The 16,406-nt window shown below is 60.9% G+C and carries 13 protein-coding genes; 3 read left to right on the top strand and 10 right to left on the bottom strand.

Annotation, left to right across the window (positions count from 1 at the left end; genetic code table 11):
• Positions 1 to 150 precede the first annotated feature (150 nt).
• Complete coding sequence (locus tag C6W91_RS19230; RefSeq protein WP_274835789.1) at positions 151 to 1,050, top strand: LysR substrate-binding domain-containing protein; 900 nt, start codon at positions 151 to 153, stop codon at positions 1,048 to 1,050.
• A gap of 353 nt (positions 1,051 to 1,403) precedes the next feature.
• Positions 1,404 to 2,018 (top strand): DUF2202 domain-containing protein, encoded by a 615-nt coding sequence (locus C6W91_RS19225; RefSeq protein WP_274835790.1) that lies wholly within the window; start codon positions 1,404 to 1,406, stop codon positions 2,016 to 2,018.
• 116 nt (positions 2,019 to 2,134) lie between these two features.
• Here the strand turns inward: C6W91_RS19225 and C6W91_RS19220 are convergent, their stop codons facing one another.
• The 4 genes from C6W91_RS19220 to C6W91_RS19205 form a co-directional block, all read right to left on the bottom strand.
• Complete coding sequence (locus C6W91_RS19220; protein WP_370571406.1) at positions 2,135 to 2,602, bottom strand: thioesterase family protein; 468 nt, start codon at positions 2,600 to 2,602, stop codon at positions 2,135 to 2,137.
• A 15-nt stretch (positions 2,603 to 2,617) separates the two neighbouring features.
• Entirely contained in the window at positions 2,618 to 3,664 is a 1,047-nt protein-coding gene (locus C6W91_RS19215; protein WP_065271022.1) for a methyltransferase, read from the bottom strand.
• 294 nt (positions 3,665 to 3,958) lie between these two features.
• The gene (locus tag C6W91_RS19210; RefSeq protein WP_274835791.1) at positions 3,959 to 4,681 is read right to left on the bottom strand and encodes a CpXC domain-containing protein; all 723 of its coding nucleotides are present in this window, start codon (positions 4,679 to 4,681) and stop codon (positions 3,959 to 3,961) included.
• Positions 4,682 to 4,703: 22 nt separating this feature from the next.
• Positions 4,704 to 10,238, bottom strand: coding sequence for a hypothetical protein (locus C6W91_RS19205; protein ID WP_370571405.1), 5,535 nt, complete (start codon positions 10,236 to 10,238; stop codon positions 4,704 to 4,706).
• A 311-nt stretch (positions 10,239 to 10,549) separates the two neighbouring features.
• Here C6W91_RS19205 and C6W91_RS19200 point away from each other — a divergent pair, with 311 nt between their 5' ends.
• Positions 10,550 to 10,900: an META domain-containing protein gene (locus C6W91_RS19200; protein ID WP_370571404.1), complete on the top strand. Its 351-nt coding sequence runs from the start codon at positions 10,550 to 10,552 to the stop codon at positions 10,898 to 10,900.
• 35 nt (positions 10,901 to 10,935) lie between these two features.
• Here the strand turns inward: C6W91_RS19200 and C6W91_RS19195 are convergent, their stop codons facing one another.
• The 6 genes from C6W91_RS19195 to C6W91_RS19170 all read right to left on the bottom strand — a co-directional run.
• Positions 10,936 to 11,868 (bottom strand): AEC family transporter, encoded by a 933-nt coding sequence (locus C6W91_RS19195; RefSeq protein WP_370571403.1) that lies wholly within the window; start codon positions 11,866 to 11,868, stop codon positions 10,936 to 10,938.
• A 41-nt stretch (positions 11,869 to 11,909) separates the two neighbouring features.
• Positions 11,910 to 12,707, bottom strand: a complete 798-nt coding sequence (locus C6W91_RS19190; protein WP_370571402.1) for an MBL fold metallo-hydrolase — start codon at positions 12,705 to 12,707, stop codon at positions 11,910 to 11,912.
• Positions 12,707 to 13,519, bottom strand: coding sequence for a TatD family hydrolase (locus C6W91_RS19185; RefSeq protein WP_370571401.1), 813 nt, complete (start codon positions 13,517 to 13,519; stop codon positions 12,707 to 12,709). The genes C6W91_RS19190 and C6W91_RS19185 overlap by 1 nt, the downstream gene beginning before the upstream one ends.
• Positions 13,520 to 13,586: 67 nt before the next feature.
• Positions 13,587 to 14,705, bottom strand: coding sequence for a DNA polymerase III subunit delta' (locus C6W91_RS19180; protein WP_370571400.1), 1,119 nt, complete (start codon positions 14,703 to 14,705; stop codon positions 13,587 to 13,589).
• Positions 14,702 to 15,355: a dTMP kinase gene (gene tmk / locus C6W91_RS19175; RefSeq protein ID WP_370571399.1), complete on the bottom strand. Its 654-nt coding sequence runs from the start codon at positions 15,353 to 15,355 to the stop codon at positions 14,702 to 14,704. Before tmk ends, C6W91_RS19180 begins: the two co-directional genes overlap by 4 nt.
• Positions 15,352 to 16,406, bottom strand: a 1,055-nt coding sequence (locus C6W91_RS19170; RefSeq protein ID WP_370571398.1) for a D-alanyl-D-alanine carboxypeptidase family protein, incomplete at its 5' end; no start/stop codon positions are given. The genes C6W91_RS19170 and tmk, both read right to left, overlap by 4 nt.

The raw sequence follows: 16,406 nt of genomic DNA, 5'->3' as shown, positions 1-16,406 counted from the left end.
ATCCTTCCGAAGCCAGGTGTCAGACAACTTCAGGATCGTAACCCACCAAGAATTTCGGGTTTTGCAGTAGCGGCGGTATATCAAAATCTCGTGGTTGATAATAATGAAACATTCTAGCACTATGGATGAGGAAAATTTGACCATAATGCCATGCCTCGACGTCTTCCTGTTCTCAATGCCCTCAGATCCTTCGAAGCTGCCGCGCGGCATGAAAGCTTCAAGGAGGCGGCGGCTGAGCTGAACGTGACCAACGCGGCCATCAGCCATCAGGTCAAATCGCTTGAAGAAGCCTTTGGGATGAGCCTGTTCCGGCGTCGTGGGCGTGCGGTTCAACCGACCGACGCGGCAAAACGTTTTGCCGACCGGATCGGCAAGGCCTTCGACACGATCGAGGCCGCTGCGATTGAACTGCAGGGCAATCCGATGAGCGGGACATTGCGGGTGGCGGTCACGCCCTTTTACGGCAATCGCATCGTATTGCCGCGCCTGTCGCGGTTTCATGCCATGTATCCGGAGATCACGGTCGAACCGGAGATGAGCGCCACGGATACCGATTTTCGCAAATCGGATCTTGATGGTGGCATGCGCTACGGCACCGGGGAGTGGCCCGGGCTGACCGCAGTCGAACTGCACCGTGATGAACTGGTGCCGGTGGCGGCGCCCTCGGTTGTCTCGGGGCGGCGTCTGCCACTGTCCGCCGATGAGATTGCCAAGCTGACCCTGGCCTATATCGACGGCCGCAAGGACGATTGGCAGGCCTGGCTGAACCTTTTGGGTTATGCGGGACCGCCGCCAAAGAACATGGTCGCCTACGACAGCCGCGCGCGGGTCGTGGACCTTGCCTTTGCCGGGCATGGTGCTGCGCTGGCCGATGTCAGCCTGACCGCTGCCGACGTGGCTGCTGGGCATCTTGTGCGCCTCAATGAGACCCGCCTGACCACCGGACGGGGGATGTGGCTGGTCTATCCGGATACGGATTTCCCCGATCCGCGGCTCATTGCCTTTGGCGAATGGTTCAAATCCGAGGTCGCAAAGATCCCGATCGCCTAGGTGCTCGACGTGAGTGGGCCTCTCAGCAGTGAGGCTTGGCTCCGATCTCTCCAATGCGATCTTGAAATGTGCTCTGAGCATTCTAATGGCTGTTGTCAGAACGCATGCGCTGGCATGTCTGGCAGCATGCAGAGGTTGCCAATCGGCTTCCAAGGCTTGCGGCACGACGTCACGAGTGCAGTCGTTGCAGCGGGCGCACGGCAAAATTTCGCTGCCAAATCAGCGGCGCAACGCCGGTCTGCTGGCAGGCCAGTTTCAATTCACGAGCCAATTTACATATGTATTTTTCTGAATGTAATGGGCGCGCCGGGCCTCGTTCACCTTGAGATCAGCAACCGGCACAGGAGAAAGACATGAGCATGAACAGTGTTTCCTACCGCGAGTACACAGTGAGTTTCGAAGGCACCGACGGTGTTAAACTGTCCGCCGAAACCGGCCTTGATACAGGTATTGGCGGTGGCAAATGGCACCGTAACGAAGCTGAGACACAGCAGGTTGAAACGGTATCAACCGATGATGCCTCTGTTGCTGTGACGCTTAGCGCTGAGGCCATCGCAGAGCTGAAGTTCATGATCGAAGAGGAAAAGCTTGCGGGTGATCTCTACGAGGCCTTTTACGATGTTTATGGAGAGGAGATCTTCGCCAATATCGAGGAGTCCGAAGACCAGCACTTTGACGCGCTTGTCGATTATGCAGAGAAGATCGGCGTCGATGTCGATTCCTTCGTTTTCGACACCGCTGGCGAATTCTCCAATCCCGAGTTGCAGGAGATGTACGACACGCTTCTGGAGCAGGGGCTGACCTCGCTAGAAGACGCGCTGGAGGTCGGTGTGGCGATCGAGGAGAAAGACATCGTCGATATCGCGGCTGCGGCCGAGGCCGTGCCGGACACTGCTCTGGCGGACATCTATGAAAACCTGTTGCAGGGCTCCTATGCGCACCTTGATGCCTTTGAGGCATTGTTGTGAGCGAAATCGCCTCCGGTTTTCGGACACAGATTGGCTTGGCCTCGCATCCGCGAGGCCAAGCGCAACCACGGCCACGGTTATTGCAGGTGTTGGGAGGCTAGTTGGCCGGGCCAGCATCAACCGGCGACAGCTCCGCACAACTGACGCACTGCGCGTCCGGCCCATTCCGGGGCAGGGGACAGAACCGCATCCAAAAGGCTGTTATAGATCGCCTCGGGGAGGGCCGTGGCACGTTGCTGGCGCGTATCGTAGTGCAGCAGCATGCATTCAAACGTCGCGCATTCCTGATCGGCCGACCACATTGTGTGCCCGATCTGCAAACGTTTGCTGTCCACGCCCAGGATCGCGGCCTCGATTGACAGGGTTGCCGGAGCGCGCACTTCCCCCACGTACCGCAGGTGCGTCTCAAGCGTATATAGCGCGCAGCCCGTTTCCTCGAAATATGCGGTACCGATCCCGAAACGGTCTTGCAGTTTCCATGTCGCATTGCTGAACGGGACCAGATAGTAGGCTTCGTTCAGGTGGCCATAGGCATCCAGCCACTCCTGCTGAAGCGGCTCTTCGTGTACGCGAAATGTCGACATCTCCGCTCCCCCGGCTCAGGCAGGTTTGGAAAAGACGACCAGTTTGGTCATCGCCGGGATCAGGTTGTCGACGGTCTCGACCTCGAAACCGATCGTTTTGCCCATTTCCGTCAGCCAGCCCACCGATAGCGAACGGGCGTCGGGGGTAAAGGCCATGTGCTGCAACTGCCAGAGTGCGGCCAGCGCGGGTCCGCGGCGGTTCTCTTCCACCATGAAGTCATGCACCATCAGCTTGCCACCGGGAGCCAGCGCCTCAAAGCCTTTCGTCAGCAGGCCCTCGACGTCGTCGCCGGGAACGCCGCTCATCAGATAGGACATCAGGATGGCGTCCTGGTTGCCTGGCCACTGGATTTCGATGGCGTTGCCTGGAATATAGCGCACCCGGTCGATCAGACCGGCCTCGGAGACAAAACCCCAGCCGATTTCTGCCACGTTGGGGAAGTCGATGATGGTGGCCTCAAGGTTCTCATATTCGTTGCACAGGCTGATGGTCATCGCGCCGGTGCCGCCGCCCACGTCCAAGAGGGTCTTGGCATGGGACAGGTCCACAGTGCGGGCCAGTGTGCGCCCCGGGCCAAGAGAGCCGGCGTGCTGGCTTTCGGAATAGACCGAAGCCTGTTCTTCATCCGCCATCCAGTGCCGGTAAGAAGCGATTGCATCCTCGGAGAGTTCGCCTTTCATCACCGCATTCAACTGCAGCAGGAAAGGGTACATCTGCTGGTCGATCTGATAGCGAAGATAATCCCCGAAATCGTATTTCGATGTTTTCGAAAGGAAATTCTGCGCGGCGGGGGAATTCTTGATCTTGTCATCGTCCGTGTTGCTCAGCAACCCGACGCTGGCCAGCGCGGTTGTCAGCGTGACGATGCGGTTGAGCGGCACATCTGCGGCCTCTGACAGTTCTTTGGCCGTCTTGGGGCCGTCCGCGAGCAGTGAAAAGATACCGACATGCAGACCGGTGAACAGCGCCTTTGATGCCATGAAACTGAAAGCGATGGACGACAGATCCTCCGCGCTTTCGATTGCATTGTTGTCGAGTGTCGCCGGGGTCAGATCCTGCATGAAGCCCACTTACCTTTCTGTCATTTCGGATGTGTCTGGGAGCATACACAGCCGTAGCTGCCACGCAACAGTAGTGCCGGAAACATGTTACAAGTTGTCGGTTTTGAGCCAAGTTTTGATGCATTCTACGGTGAAGAGCGCCTTCCATCCCTGCTTTTCCAGCCGCGATGGGCAGAGCACGGATGGGTTTAACCGCACCTAGTGGCAGGGCAGATCGCCTGATGTCTGCCCGACAAGAGGAACGTTTTTGCCCCTCCGCCGCCGCGGTTTGCGCTGAGTGTCGGCTGCGCGGTGTTAACCTGCCTGGCGTTTATCGCCCGTATGGCGGCCTTCACCCATGTAGAGTTTCTGCATATCGACGAAAGGTCCTGTCTCCAGCCGACCGCGGATCGCGGCCCATCCCTCCGGGTTGTCGTGGATCACCTGATACAGCTCTGATGGCACGTTCAGGTATTCAATGTATTTTTCCGATGCGGTTTCCAGCCAGGCAAAGACATAGCTGCCGGTCTCTTCGTCCACATCGACAAGCCGCAGCTCAATGCCTTCAGCCAAGGGGGCGGTTTCGACGCTGCGCAGGATATGCAGCTTCATCATCTCGACGATCACATCGTCCAGCTCCAGTTGCCGCAGCAGCAATTTTTCCCGCACCGCTGGCCAGCCAAAGGTCAGTCGCACGGTTAGCCCTTTGCCGACCTCCTGCGCGGCAGCGGGGGCCTGCGACCCATAGCTGGTGGAAAACAGATCATTGGCCTCATCCTCCAGCTCCAGATGATCGCGCAACCGGTTGGCAGGCATCGCAGCGATCCATTGCCCGCGCCCGGCGTCGAGGTAATTGAACTGCGGTTGCAGGCGAAAACTCTCGCCGCAGGCGGGGCAGGCCGCGTCCTGAAACCGGTCCTCCAGGATGTCGTCCCGTAGGTCGGGACGACGGTCGGCGTTGACACTGCCGACGGCGGACATGGACACGGGCGCCTCGCATTGCGGGCAGAGCAGATTGACGGGATGAAACAGGGACATCGGTCGGCAGCCTTTCGATCAGTCAGAGTTTGGACAACCAGTCAATCGCCGGATGGTTCGGTTTCAGCTTGCCCGAGTGATAGGCGGCATAAAGTTCGGAAAACCATTCGCCCGGCGCCCGGAACTGGTAGCCGGTCATGCCCTTGGCGCGTGCGCCAAGAAGATAGGAGGTCCAGCTGTTGGTATAACTCTCCTGATACACAACACCGTCAATCGCGAGCTTCTTGGCAGAGGTCATGCTGGACCATGGTTTTGCGGGCTCCGAGGCGCTATCGATATGCGCCTGAACCTGAACGCGCCGGGTTTCCCATTCTTCGTCCGTGCAGGTCTCGTCCGCGGGTTTGTCCGGGGCATGGGCGCTTGTGTTATGGGCCATGTATTCGGTGATATAGTCTTTGTCATATTTGAACTTCTTGGCAAATTTCTCGGCGATGTCCGAAATCGCCATGCCGTATTCGGTCCAGCCACCGAAATCCTTTTTGCTGCCGTTGCTGTTCATGAAGCCGTGTTTGTCATCCACCGCATGGCCAACCTCGTGCAGGGTGTTCCAGTTGAAGTAGGTCACCGGTTCTTCGTTCGCGGGTTTGCATTTTTCCAGCTCGGCGCGCTCCTCCGGGGTGGCCGCATCATCCAGGCTGCCGACCGCGTCATCACTGCCGAAGGCATAGTTGGGCGATAGGCCCGCATCACCTTCGTGCATCACGATCCGTTTCTCGTTGCCCTGGTACATGGATCCGCCTTTGTCGGCTTCGTTGATGGCGAATTTCTTCAGCGAGTCATTGTTGAGCGTGTGGTCCAGCGGCAGGTCTTGCATTGCCTTGTAGAAGGCCACGATATTGGGGCCTTTCAGATCGCCATCGGCGATTTCGGTGGCTGGCGCCAGGTTCTTGTTGCTGAAGTTTTTGATATCGCAGCCAAAACGTGCCTTGAAAGCGACCTTGACCACCGCGCGCTGGGCTTCCGGCTCCAGATTGTCGATCATCGCATCCAGCTCGGCGGTGCCACCCGGGCGTGCCAGGATTTTCTCGATGTCGGCGGGCTCTGGCGGCGTGTTGGCCCGCATCTGCGCCATGACAAAGGCGCTGGTGCCAATGGCGCGCGCCTCTTCCAGCAGCTTGATGGCGTCGGCCGGTTGTTTACCACCGTCCTGCGCCGCGGCATCCGCCAGTTTCTTGCGCATGGTGTCGATGCTGGGTTTGATGGCGTAGCGGTGTTCGTGCCCTTCGAGCACGGCCAGACGGGGTTCCACTTCCGGTTCGGCGCGCAGGTCCTTGTACGTCTTGTGTTGCGTGGCCAGCTCCAGCGCCGTCTTGGTCAGGGTGATGGCCTTTTCGATATCGGCGCTGACCGCAGCATAGTTCTGGCCACCTCTGGCAGCGGTCTCTGCCCCGGTCAGCAGCTTTTCAATCTCGGCAACCTCGGCGGCGACATAGGCGGCCTCTTCGTGGTCCTGGACCGGGGTCAGGGCCGTGCGGGCACGGGTGATTTCCTGCGTGATGAAGGCATATTGCGAAATCACCTCATCCGCCGTGTTGCAGGCCTCCAGCGCGGCAAGAAGATGCCCTTTGGCGACCTTTGGCGCCAATCCGTCTTTCTGGCAGTTTTCGATTTCCGCCGTCGCGGTCTTCAGGTGTACCGCTGCGACATCGGCGTTTTTACGGCTGCCGACCACTTTGATCGACAGTTTCGCCGCCTGTACCTGCGGCCACCAGGGGGCGCTGTCCTCATCCCCGCCAATGGCCGAATTCACCACTTCAAGGATGCCATGCGTCTTGGCGGTCGACAGGGCCTCTTCGGCCGAGGCTGCAACTTCCTCTGCCATGGTTTTTGCCGTCGCGTAGTCACTTGGTGCCAATTTGACCAGCGCGTCATATTTGGCTGTCAGCCGGGTCAGCTGCGCCGCGATGGCGTCGGCCTGCTTGTGCGCCTGCGCCTCGTCCAGCTTGGCCTTTGCCTCTGCCCGCGCGGTTTCATACTCCGATGATCCGGTGATCGCGGTCAGCAGCGCCTTGGCAGCCTCGGTGAGTGCCTTCAATTCCTTCACGGCTTGCGAATAATCGTTCTCCGTCAGGTCGGTCCGGGTGGTATCGAGCTTGGCTGCCGCCAGCCGGTCTGTCATCTCCTTGATCCGGTCCTTGGTGGCATCGTTGCCTTCGGCGGCCAATGCATCGACCGCTGCCTGCGCATCTGTAACCGCCTGAGGGTAGGGCGCCGCCGCCGCGAGAAGAACCTTGCACGCCTCGACTTTCTGGTAAGCCTTTTCGAACATTCCGCGCGCCGCCGTATAGGTATGCGCGGCCTTCATTGCCTCATATTTGGCAAAATCCGCGTCCGCCCGGGCGATCTGATGCACCCCGGCTTCCTTGCCCGGGCCGATCAGCGTGGCGCGGGGGACCTTGAAATAGGGACCTTCCCAGCCCAGCACGGTTTTGAGTGTCGTCAGATCCGCGTCGGTGGCCTTTTCCCAACCGGCTGCATCCTTGGCCTTCTCCGCTGCGCCTTTGAAATCCCGCGCGGTTTGCAGCCGGATGCTTTCGTCGATCAGCGCCTGAATCTCAGTCTTGCGATGCTCCAGCTGTGTTTCTACATCGCCTCCCTCGGTAGTGATCTTGGCGATCACCGCGGTTGCCTTGGCCCGGTCCGCCTTGATCGTCTTGTAGAGCTCACCTTCCGCGCGGGCCTGGTCGACCATAGCGCGTGCGGCGGCAAGCTTGGCCTCGGCGCCGTCGTAGTCATAGGCCTCGGGCTTGATCAGATCGTCTGCTTCGCTGGTCAGACGGGTGATGTCATCCAGATGCGGCTGCAGGCAATTGGCATCGTTCAGCGCCGCCAGCCCAGCCACCCGCGTTCCCAGCGAGGTTTTCAGTTCCTCATAGGCGTGATGCTGATGGACCAGCACCATGGCGAGTTTCAGATTGGCGATGGCGCTGTCCAGATGGGCGCGCGCATCGTCGTATTTCTTGGCTTTCTTGGCTTTTTCAGCCTCCGCGGCAGGCACCTGTGCCTTGGCGATCAGCACTGTGAAATCATTGCCGGTATCCGCCGCGACCACCTTGTCCCGGATATCGGTGAAGACCTTGAAGGCCGGGTCCCATTTCTTTTTCAGGTTATCCAGCGCGGCGGTATCGGTCAGCCCGTCCAGCTCGACTGCGGCCTCTGCCGCAGCCTTAGCGCTGTCGAGGCGTTTTTCCGCATCCGCCAGGCAGGTGTTGGCCGTGGGGAAGTCGAGCTTGAGCGCATGGGCCACGGCTTCGGCCAGCAGCGCCTCGGCATCGGCCAGCATGCCTGCGGCTTGCGGTACGTTCTTCAGCGGTGCGATCTTGCCCTGAACGACCTGGCGCTTTTCCTTGTAGGCCTTACAGGCGTCCGCCTGCGCAGTGGTTGCTGCCCAATCCCCGGCCGTGGCATCCAGCAGGGATATGGCCGTTGAGTACTTGTGAAGCGCCGCTTCCGCCTTGGCCGAGGCGAGATCGCTTTCCATTTTCAGGATGATCACCTGAATGCCCGAGGCGCCATCGTGGTCCTTGAATTCCTTCAGCTTGGCCTCAAAGGCGGTCAGCTTGGGCGCGTATTGCTGCACCACCGGAATTTCGGTTTCCAGAAACGCCCGCAGGTGCCAGAACTTGCCAAGGGTCTTGAGTGACTCGGCGTAGTCCTTGCTCGTGGCGACATCGGAATCGTTGTAATAGCCATTCGCCTCGGTCAGCTTGACCGTGAGCAGGTTTTTTACAGCGCCGGGAAGCGTGGCCCAGTAATCGACCCAAGTCTTGGCCTTGGGCCGGGCGTCTTCATAGCTTTCCCGCAGCGTCCGCACCCGGGCAGTTTTGGCGTAAACTGCGGCGATCTCATCCAGCTTCTTGATGCCATCCTTGAATTTCTTCGCGGCCTTGTCCTGCTGCGCCGCATCGTAAAGGCGTTCCATCTCGCGGGCGGCATCGTCGATCGCGGGATCGCCGACCGTTACCCCACGCGCAGCGTCGGCCAGCTCCTTGCGGTCGGGGTCCAGCGCCATGAAATGGGCAAAGTCATCGGCGAGCACTTCGGCCTTGGTGATCTCGGCCTCAGCAGCCGTGAGCGCCTCAGTCGCGGTTTTCAGATCGTGAGCCTTTGCCTTTGCGATGGCGTCCGTGCGGGTGTCGTTGATCGTGGCGATTTCGGGTGCGATTTCCGGGGCCCCGGCCTTTGGATGGCTGGTCAGGGGGACCATCCGCAGGTCAAAGATTGCCAGCGCCTTGCCAAAACCGGTCTTGGCTTCGGTGTCGGTGGCAACTGCCTTTTTCAGCCCGGCAAGGGCCTTTTCGCCAGCCTCCAGCTTGGCCGTGCTGCTGCTTTCGGGCTTGGCCTTGGCTTCGTTCGCCAGCGCCTCGACTTTCTCCAGGGCGGTCTTCCATTTGTCCGGGGTCTGGCTGACCGCCTCGGGCACGATGGTGTTATAGGTCTTCACCGGGCCGTCGCGCAGCTCTTTCAACCCGGCTTCGATACGGGCAATCTGGTCGGACAGGTCGGTATCATCCGTATCGCCAGCGGCTTCGCCTGAGGGCGGAGCGGATTGTTCGGGCGCTTTTTCCGGTGCGTCCGGGCGGGGGATCGTTGTCGTGTCGCCGCCTTCCGCCGCCTCGGCCCCTCCGCTTGGCGGGGCCGGTTCTTCCTGAGGTGCCTCGGCCGCGGCCTGACGGGCCTTGGAAATGGCCTGTGCCAGCGGACCGACCGCCTTAAGCGCGCCTTCGAAATCAGGCGGCGTGGCTTCCACCCTCGCGGTGATCTGAGCCCAGACCGCCTGAATTTTCTCGGATTGGGTTGTCTTGAAGGAGAGAACCTCGTCGATCAGCGGCTTCAGCTTGGCTTCTGCCTGCTGCCACTTTGCCTCAAGCAGGGTTTGCCGCTTGGCCCGCGCAGCGGCGTCCTGGGCCGCCGTCTTCATCTCGGCCGACAGCTTGGCCACATGCTCTAGCGCCGTGGCAAAGGCGCCGGTGTCTGCCTTGGCCTGCAACGCCTTCCAAAGCGTCTCGACCCGGGAAAGATCAATCCCGGCGATCTGACGCAGCTTCACGAGGTTGGCTTCGACCTTTTTCGCGGCTGCAGCCCATTTCTCCTCTGCCGGATCAGTGGCGCCTGAGGGCGCTGAAGGGCCATCCGGTTCTGCCGTTTCCGTCGCCGTCTCGCCGCTTGCGGCCTCTTTCGCAGCCGGGACTTCTTCGTTCTCATCTTTCTCCGCTTCGACGACCTGTCCGTCGGGGTCCTGAATGATGATGCTGTATTTCAGCCCGACGACCATGAACATTTTCTTGGTCTTGCGGGCCATGCCCGGCGGGATCTTTCCTTCGACGATGAGGGTCAGTTCCTTGCCGTCCAGTTTCAGCCGTCCAAAGGTGAACTGCGGCGTCTCCCCATCGGATTTCGCCTGCTTGCCAAGCACCTTGGCGGCTTTGGTCTTGTGGGTGAGAAAGACCGAGTCTTCGATCTTCTTGCCAAAACACAAACCAAAGGCCAGCTCGCGTTTGCGGGCGATTGCCATCTGTTGTTTGATTTCTTTCGCGGCAGATCCATCAAGAGGCATTGGGCAGCTCCTGGACTGAAAAACTGTTTAAAAATAGCACACTACACACTTGCCTCTTTCAGGGTCGCACGCGGTTAACGTTTCGGCAAGAATTTTTTTCTTGTGAAACCGTACAGACTGCGCAGACTCTGGGGGCATATGCACCAAGGTGAGATTATGCCGATTTTCCCGATAACCGGCTCTGCCACATGAGGATTTCAGGTCCCTTTCTGGCCGTGATCCTGGCAGTCAGTGCCGGGGTTTGCGGTTGGAGTTTGGCGGGATTTTCTTATGCCTCGGAGCACGCCAATGCACCCAGTGGAGGGGTCCCCATGGTTTCACCCACGGCAGAGAGTTTCGATGGCGCCTGGATCGTGCAGCGGGTAAAGGGCATCGACATTGCGGGCTTTGACGAAATGCGGTTCGATTTTGCCGAGGGCACGCTCTACGGCTCCAGCCCCTGCCGCAGCTTCACCACCACCTATGGGCCGGACCTGCAGAACCTCATGTTTACGCCGTTTGATATCGGCGGCGGGCTCTGTAACGAACAAACGATGATCGCAGAGCGCGAGTTTCTACAGCAGCTGGGTCTGGTCAACCGGATGGAACTGGCCGAGGACGGACAGCTGGTCATGTATAACTTTGATGAGCCGCTGCTCTGGGCGCTGCGACTGCCCGGCTGAACCTGCGCGAGGCCTAGGCGGGCAGGGGTGGTGCCTCAGGTGAGGACCACGAGCCAGAACCACACCGTCAGTACCGAGGCCCCGGTTGCAATCAATACCGAGGAAGCGGCGACGCGCCGGGCGCGGCCGTACATATTGGCAAAAATATAGGCGTTAAAGCCCGGCGCCATCGCGGCATTGAGAACACCGGAGCGGAACAGATCCTGTTTCAGGCCAAGAGTGCTGCCAAGGGACCAGACGATGGCCGGGTGCACCATCAGGGCGGTTACGCAGACAAATGCGATAGTGCGCAGATCGCCCTCGGGGCGGTATTGCACCAGTACGCCGCCAAGGGCGAACAGCGCCGCCGGGAGCGCGGCGCGGATCAGAAGCTGCAGGGCATCGTCAATTGCACCAGGAATGGTGAGGCCGATCAGGTTGGCGGCAAATCCCAGTGCAATCCCGAGGATCAGCACGTTGCGGAACATCGCAGTCAGCACCGAGCGTGCCATCTTCATGCTGCCGCTGCCGCGGTTCTTGACGATCTCCATCACGGTGATGCCGATGCCGTAGCAAAAAGGGTAATGGAACGCGATGATCGCATAGTTACCGGTCAGATTGTCCGGGCCAAAGGCGCGTTCGGTGATCGGCAGACCCAGCAGAACCGAGTTGGAGAACAGGCAGCAGAAGCCGATGGCCACGCAGTCTTCCCAGTCGCGTTTGAAGATCAGCCGGGCACCGAAGAGGCCGATCAGAAAACAGATCCCCGCCCCGGTGTAAAAGCTGACGAGCAATGTCGGGTCAAAACTGCTGGAGAGATCCAGATTGGCAATCGCCCGGAACAACAAGCAGGGGATGGCAAAGCTCTGGGTGAATTTCATCAGCCCTTCGATATGGCTGTGCGTGAAATATCCCTTCATCGTTGCGGCATAGCCCGCAGCGACCACCAGGAAAACGGGCAGAATGACGTCGATCAGGCTTTGCAGCATATAGTCGTAGTCCTAATGGGCACTCGCCCGGTTGGGCGGCCCTAGATCGGACTGCGGATCACCATGCCATCATAGGCGGCAGAGATATGATCGGGGGTTTCTGCCTCGACCGTGGCATAATCCATATCGATATGCATGTTGGTCAGCACCGCCCGCCGGGGCTGCATCCGCTCGATCCACTCCAGCGCCTGCGTCATGTTGAAATGCGTGGGATGTGGGGTGCGGCGCAGGGCGTCCAGAACCCAGCAATCCATATCCTGCAGCTCGGGCAGGGCACTGTCGGGGATGTCGACCACGTCGGGTAGATAGACCAGCCCCCCCATCCGGAACCCCAGCGCGTCGATCGACCCATGCCCGACCTCGAAGGGGCGGAAGGGGATTTCGCCGCCAGGGCCATCGATAACAAAGGGGCCATTGATGCTTTGCAGATCCAGGATCGGCGGATAGGGCGATCCTTCGGGCTGCACAAAGGCATAGCCAAAGCGCGACAGCAGGGCGTTCTGGGTATCGCCATCGGCGTAGACTGGGATCCGCTTGCGCATGTTGAAGACGATCATGCGCAGATCGTCGATGCCATGCACATGGTCCGCGTGGGAATGGGTATAGACCACCGCATCCAGCCGCCCGACCTCTGCATCCAGCAGCTGGCTGCGCATATCCGGTGAGGTATCGATCAGCACTGTGGTGGTGCCATCCGGGCCTTCGCGCTCAACCAGCATGGAGCAGCGCCGCCGCCTGTTGCGCGGGTTCTGAGGGTCGCAATCGCCCCAGTGACCGCCAAGGCGCGGCACCCCGCCCGAAGAGCCGCTGCCAAGGATGGTAAAGCGCAGTTCAGCCATCAGGCGGCCGCCTGATATTGCGCTGCTTTCCAGAACAGCCGGTCGAAATTCTCCTGCGTCTGGGCCGCGAAGTCAGCGTAGTCCATGCCAAAGGCCTCGGCGCCGACTTTGGCGGTCAGGGCAGAATAAGCGGGTTCATTGCGTTTGCCCCGGTGCGGCGGCGGTGCCAGATAGGGCGCGTCGGTTTCCACCAGAATGCGATCGATGGGCGCGGCGGCAAAGATGTCGCGCAGCTCCTGGTTTTTGGGGAAGGCGGCAATCCCAGACATCGACAGGTAAAACCCGAGATCCAGCGCCGCCCGGCCAAGTTCCGCCGAGGAGGAGAAGCAATGCATCACGCAGGAATAGCTGCCGTTCTTCATTTCTTCGGACAGGATGCGGGCCATGTCGTCATCCGCGGCGCGGGCGTGGATGATCAGCGGCAGGCCGGTTTCACGGGCGGCGGAAATGTGATTGCGCAGTGAGACCTGCTGAATCTCGGCGCTGTCCGCGGTGTAGTGGTAATCCAGACCGGTCTCGCCGATGCCGACGAATTTGGGGTGTTTGGCCAGCGCCACCAGTTCATCCACGCTGACCAGCGGCTCATCAGCCGCGCTCATCGGGTGGGTGCCTGCGGCGTAAAACACCGGCGCGTGGGTTTCGGCGATGGCGCGCACCGAGGGTTCATTCTTCATCTTGGTGCAGATGGTGACCATCCGGGTGACCCCGGCTTCGGTGGCACGGGCGATCACTTGATCCAGCTCGCCAGCGAAATCCGGGAAATCCAGATGGCAGTGGCTGTCGGTGATCTGGGGAAGGGGTGTGCTGCTCATGCCTGTCTTTCGTCGTCTTGTGCGCCGCAGCCCCGGACCTGCCCAGACCAGCCCGGACGAGTCGGGATCAGCGCGACGCGGTTTCCTGCATCTTGAAAACCGTATCTAGGACTAGCGCGGCGGGGTCAAGGTTCACGGCCTGACCGTGGCGGGCCCGCGCCGTCGCTTCGGCAGAAAGGTCGGCCCATGCCCGGCCTTTGTGCGGATCGGGGGCGAGGCGCTGCAACATGGCGGTTTCACCGGGGGCGGCCTCTGGCTGGGGCGGCTGTCCGGTGGCACCGGTGCGCGCAAGGCGGGCCATGGCGACCTCGGTCAGGGTCAGCAGGAGTTCGAATTTCTCCGCGCCGCCGCGCTGGGCAGCGGTTTCGGCCAGCGCCATGGCGCGCTGACGGTCCAGACGGGGCAGAGAATCGAGGATCTGCACAAGTTCGGCGTATGTCTTTAGCCCACCAAGGTTCAGAAGACGCAGCGCCGCGCCGACCGATCCGGCCGCCAGCGCCGCAAGATGATCGGCGTTCTCTGGCAGTTCGGCCCCGGATTGGCTGAGGGCGGCCTGCATATTCTCGGCCGAAAGAGGGCCAAGGCGCAGCGTGCGGCAGCGCGAGCGGATTGTCGGCAGCAGGCGCGAGGGCTGATGCGAAATGAGGAACATGGTGGTCCGCGCGGGCGGCTCTTCCAGCATTTTCAAGAGGGCGTTGGCGGCGCTGGGGTTCATGTCATCGGCGGCATCCACGATCACCACCCGGCGCCCGCCATCAGTGGCAGACAGGCCGAAGAACCGGTTCAGTGCACGGATATCATCGACAACGATCTGATCGCGCAGCTTGCCCTTGTCGTTATGGCTGCGGGTGATCGCGGCCAACCCCGGTTCGGCCAGGGCGTGGATCCGGTGCGATACCGGGTGATCCGGGTCGACGTCGAGCGTGGTCGCTGGCGGCGGCGCGCCGAACAACCCGTCCTCGGCCGGGGGCGTCGCCAGAAGAAACCGCGCGATGCGCCAGGCCAACGTCGCCTTGCCAATGCCCTGCGGCCCGGTCAACAGCCAGCCGTGATGCAACCGGTCCGAGTTGAAGGCGGTAAGAAAACCCTGCTCTGCCTTGTTCTGGCCGAATATTTGTGGGGTTTCCCGCGGGTGTGGCGCGCCTGCGGCCTGATCTGCCCGCGGCAACTCGTCCTGCGCGCTCATACCGGGTTTCCTTCGGGGGAAAGGGCCGCCAGCGCCTGCGACAGAACGTCCTGCGCGACCGTATCCAGAGCACGGTCGCCGTCCAGAACGCGGAACCGGTCGGGGAATTCCTGCGCCAGTGCCAGAAACCCGGCGCGCATCTTTTCCTGCAAGGACAGGCCGAAATCCTCGAACCGTTCTTCAGTGCCCTGACGCCCCTTGGCGCGCGAGAGGCCGGTGGCCGGGTCCATGTCGATCAGGATGGTCAGATCCGGTTCACGGCCGATCATCAGGTCATGCAGCTGGTCCACCGTAGCGCGTAGATCGCCGCGCGACAGGCCCTGATACATGCGGGTGCTGTCGGCAAACCGATCGCAGATCACCACCTTTCCAGCGGCGAGCGCCGGTTCGATGGTGCGCTCCAGATGATCCCGGCGCGCGGCTGTGAATAACAGGATTTCGGTCTCCGCCGACCATTTGTCGGGATCGCCCTCCAGCACCAGCCGCCGGATCTCTTCGGCCCCGGGGGAGCCGCCGGGCTCGCGAGTTAGCACCACCTCGCGCCCTGCCGCCTGAAGCCTCTCGGCCAGCAGCCGACACTGGGTGGATTTGCCGGACCCGTCGATGCCTTCGAAGGTGATGAACAATCCGCGTTCGGGACCGGGTGTCACAGCGCGTCCTCGGGGCCGTTCAGAAAGCGTTTGATCAGAACCTGCGCGGCGGTCTTGACCCGCACCGGAAAGCCACCCGCGGGCACGTCATTCGCCGCCACCAGCGGCAAGCGCACCTCGGGCAACTCATCGGGCTGGAAGACCAGCTCGGCCAGTTTGTCGCCCTTGCGGACCGGCGCGTCGATGGGGCCGGTGTAGACCACCTCGGCGTTGATCTCACTGCCGGTAAGGGCGGGTACCAGGATTTCCAGATCTTCGGCTGGCACCAGGCCTACCGATCGTGCAGCGCCGCGCCATACTTCGGCTTCGGCGACAGGGGTGTCAGCTTTGGCGATGGTTTTCTTGGTAAATTGGCGAAACGACCAGTTAACGAGGGCCTCTGCCTCCTCTGCACGCGCCTTGGTGCTGGCCAACCCCGTGATCACGAAGATCACCCGCCGGTCGCCCTGTTTGGCTGATCCAACAAGGCCATAGCCTGCCTCACTCGTGTGGCCTGTTTTCAGACCGTCGGCGCCAATGCCCAGCGTCAGTAGCGGATTGCGGTTGCGGGTGTTCGACGGCGCGCGTCCATCAAATTCAAAGGTCTTTTCCGAAAACAGCGGGTAATACTGCGGGAAATCTTCGATCAGATGCTGAGCGAGAATGCCCAGATCCTGCATCGACATGCGATGCCCGGCGGCGGGCCAACCGTTGGAATTGGCAAAGGTGGCATTGGCCATGCCCAGTTCGCGCGCACGCTTGGTCATGTAACGGGCGAAACCGGCCTCGGTTCCGTCCGGGCTCAGGGCCTCGGCGATCACCGCGCAGGCGTCGTTGCCCGACAGCACGATGATGCCGCGCAGAAGGTCCTCGACCCGGACACGGTCGGTTGTGTCCAGGAACATGGTGGAGCCGCCATAGCTCATCGCGTGTTCGCTGACCGGCAGCTGTTCATCCAGCGTCAGCCGCCCATCGCGCAGGGCCTCAAAAGCCACATAAAGCGTCATCAGCTTGGACATGGAGGCCGGGGGCAAAGGCACCTCGGCATTCTTCGAAAGCAGAACCGTATCGG

Origin of the sequence: Phaeobacter sp. SYSU ZJ3003, from assembly GCF_041300735.1 — a bacterium.
Lineage (GTDB): Bacteria > Pseudomonadota > Alphaproteobacteria > Rhodobacterales > Rhodobacteraceae > Phycobacter > Phycobacter gallaeciensis_A.
Note: the sequence above shows the minus strand (reverse complement) of the source record. Positions and strands in the feature narration are given on the sequence as shown.

Bases quoted from the DNA above. Each gene is read 5' to 3' on its own strand.
- C6W91_RS19225 (WP_274835790.1), top strand. From the start codon at position 1,404: ATGAGCATGAACAGTGTTTCCTACCGCGAGTACACAGTGAGTTTCGAA.
- C6W91_RS19180 (WP_370571400.1), bottom strand. From the start codon at position 14,705: ATGAGCGCGCAGGACGAGTTGCCGCGGGCAGATCAGGCCGCAGGCGCG.
- C6W91_RS19200 (WP_370571404.1), top strand. From the start codon at position 10,550: ATGGTTTCACCCACGGCAGAGAGTTTCGATGGCGCCTGGATCGTGCAG.
- C6W91_RS19220 (WP_370571406.1), bottom strand. From the start codon at position 2,602: ATGTCGACATTTCGCGTACACGAAGAGCCGCTTCAGCAGGAGTGGCTG.
- C6W91_RS19190 (WP_370571402.1), bottom strand. From the start codon at position 12,707: ATGGCTGAACTGCGCTTTACCATCCTTGGCAGCGGCTCTTCGGGCGGG.
- C6W91_RS19205 (WP_370571405.1), bottom strand. From the start codon at position 10,238: ATGCCTCTTGATGGATCTGCCGCGAAAGAAATCAAACAACAGATGGCA.
- C6W91_RS19185 (WP_370571401.1), bottom strand. From the start codon at position 13,519: ATGAGCAGCACACCCCTTCCCCAGATCACCGACAGCCACTGCCATCTG.
- C6W91_RS19210 (WP_274835791.1), bottom strand. From the start codon at position 4,681: ATGTCCCTGTTTCATCCCGTCAATCTGCTCTGCCCGCAATGCGAGGCG.
- C6W91_RS19195 (WP_370571403.1), bottom strand. From the start codon at position 11,868: ATGCTGCAAAGCCTGATCGACGTCATTCTGCCCGTTTTCCTGGTGGTC.
- C6W91_RS19215 (WP_065271022.1), bottom strand. From the start codon at position 3,664: ATGCAGGATCTGACCCCGGCGACACTCGACAACAATGCAATCGAAAGC.
- C6W91_RS19230 (WP_274835789.1), top strand. From the start codon at position 151: ATGCCTCGACGTCTTCCTGTTCTCAATGCCCTCAGATCCTTCGAAGCT.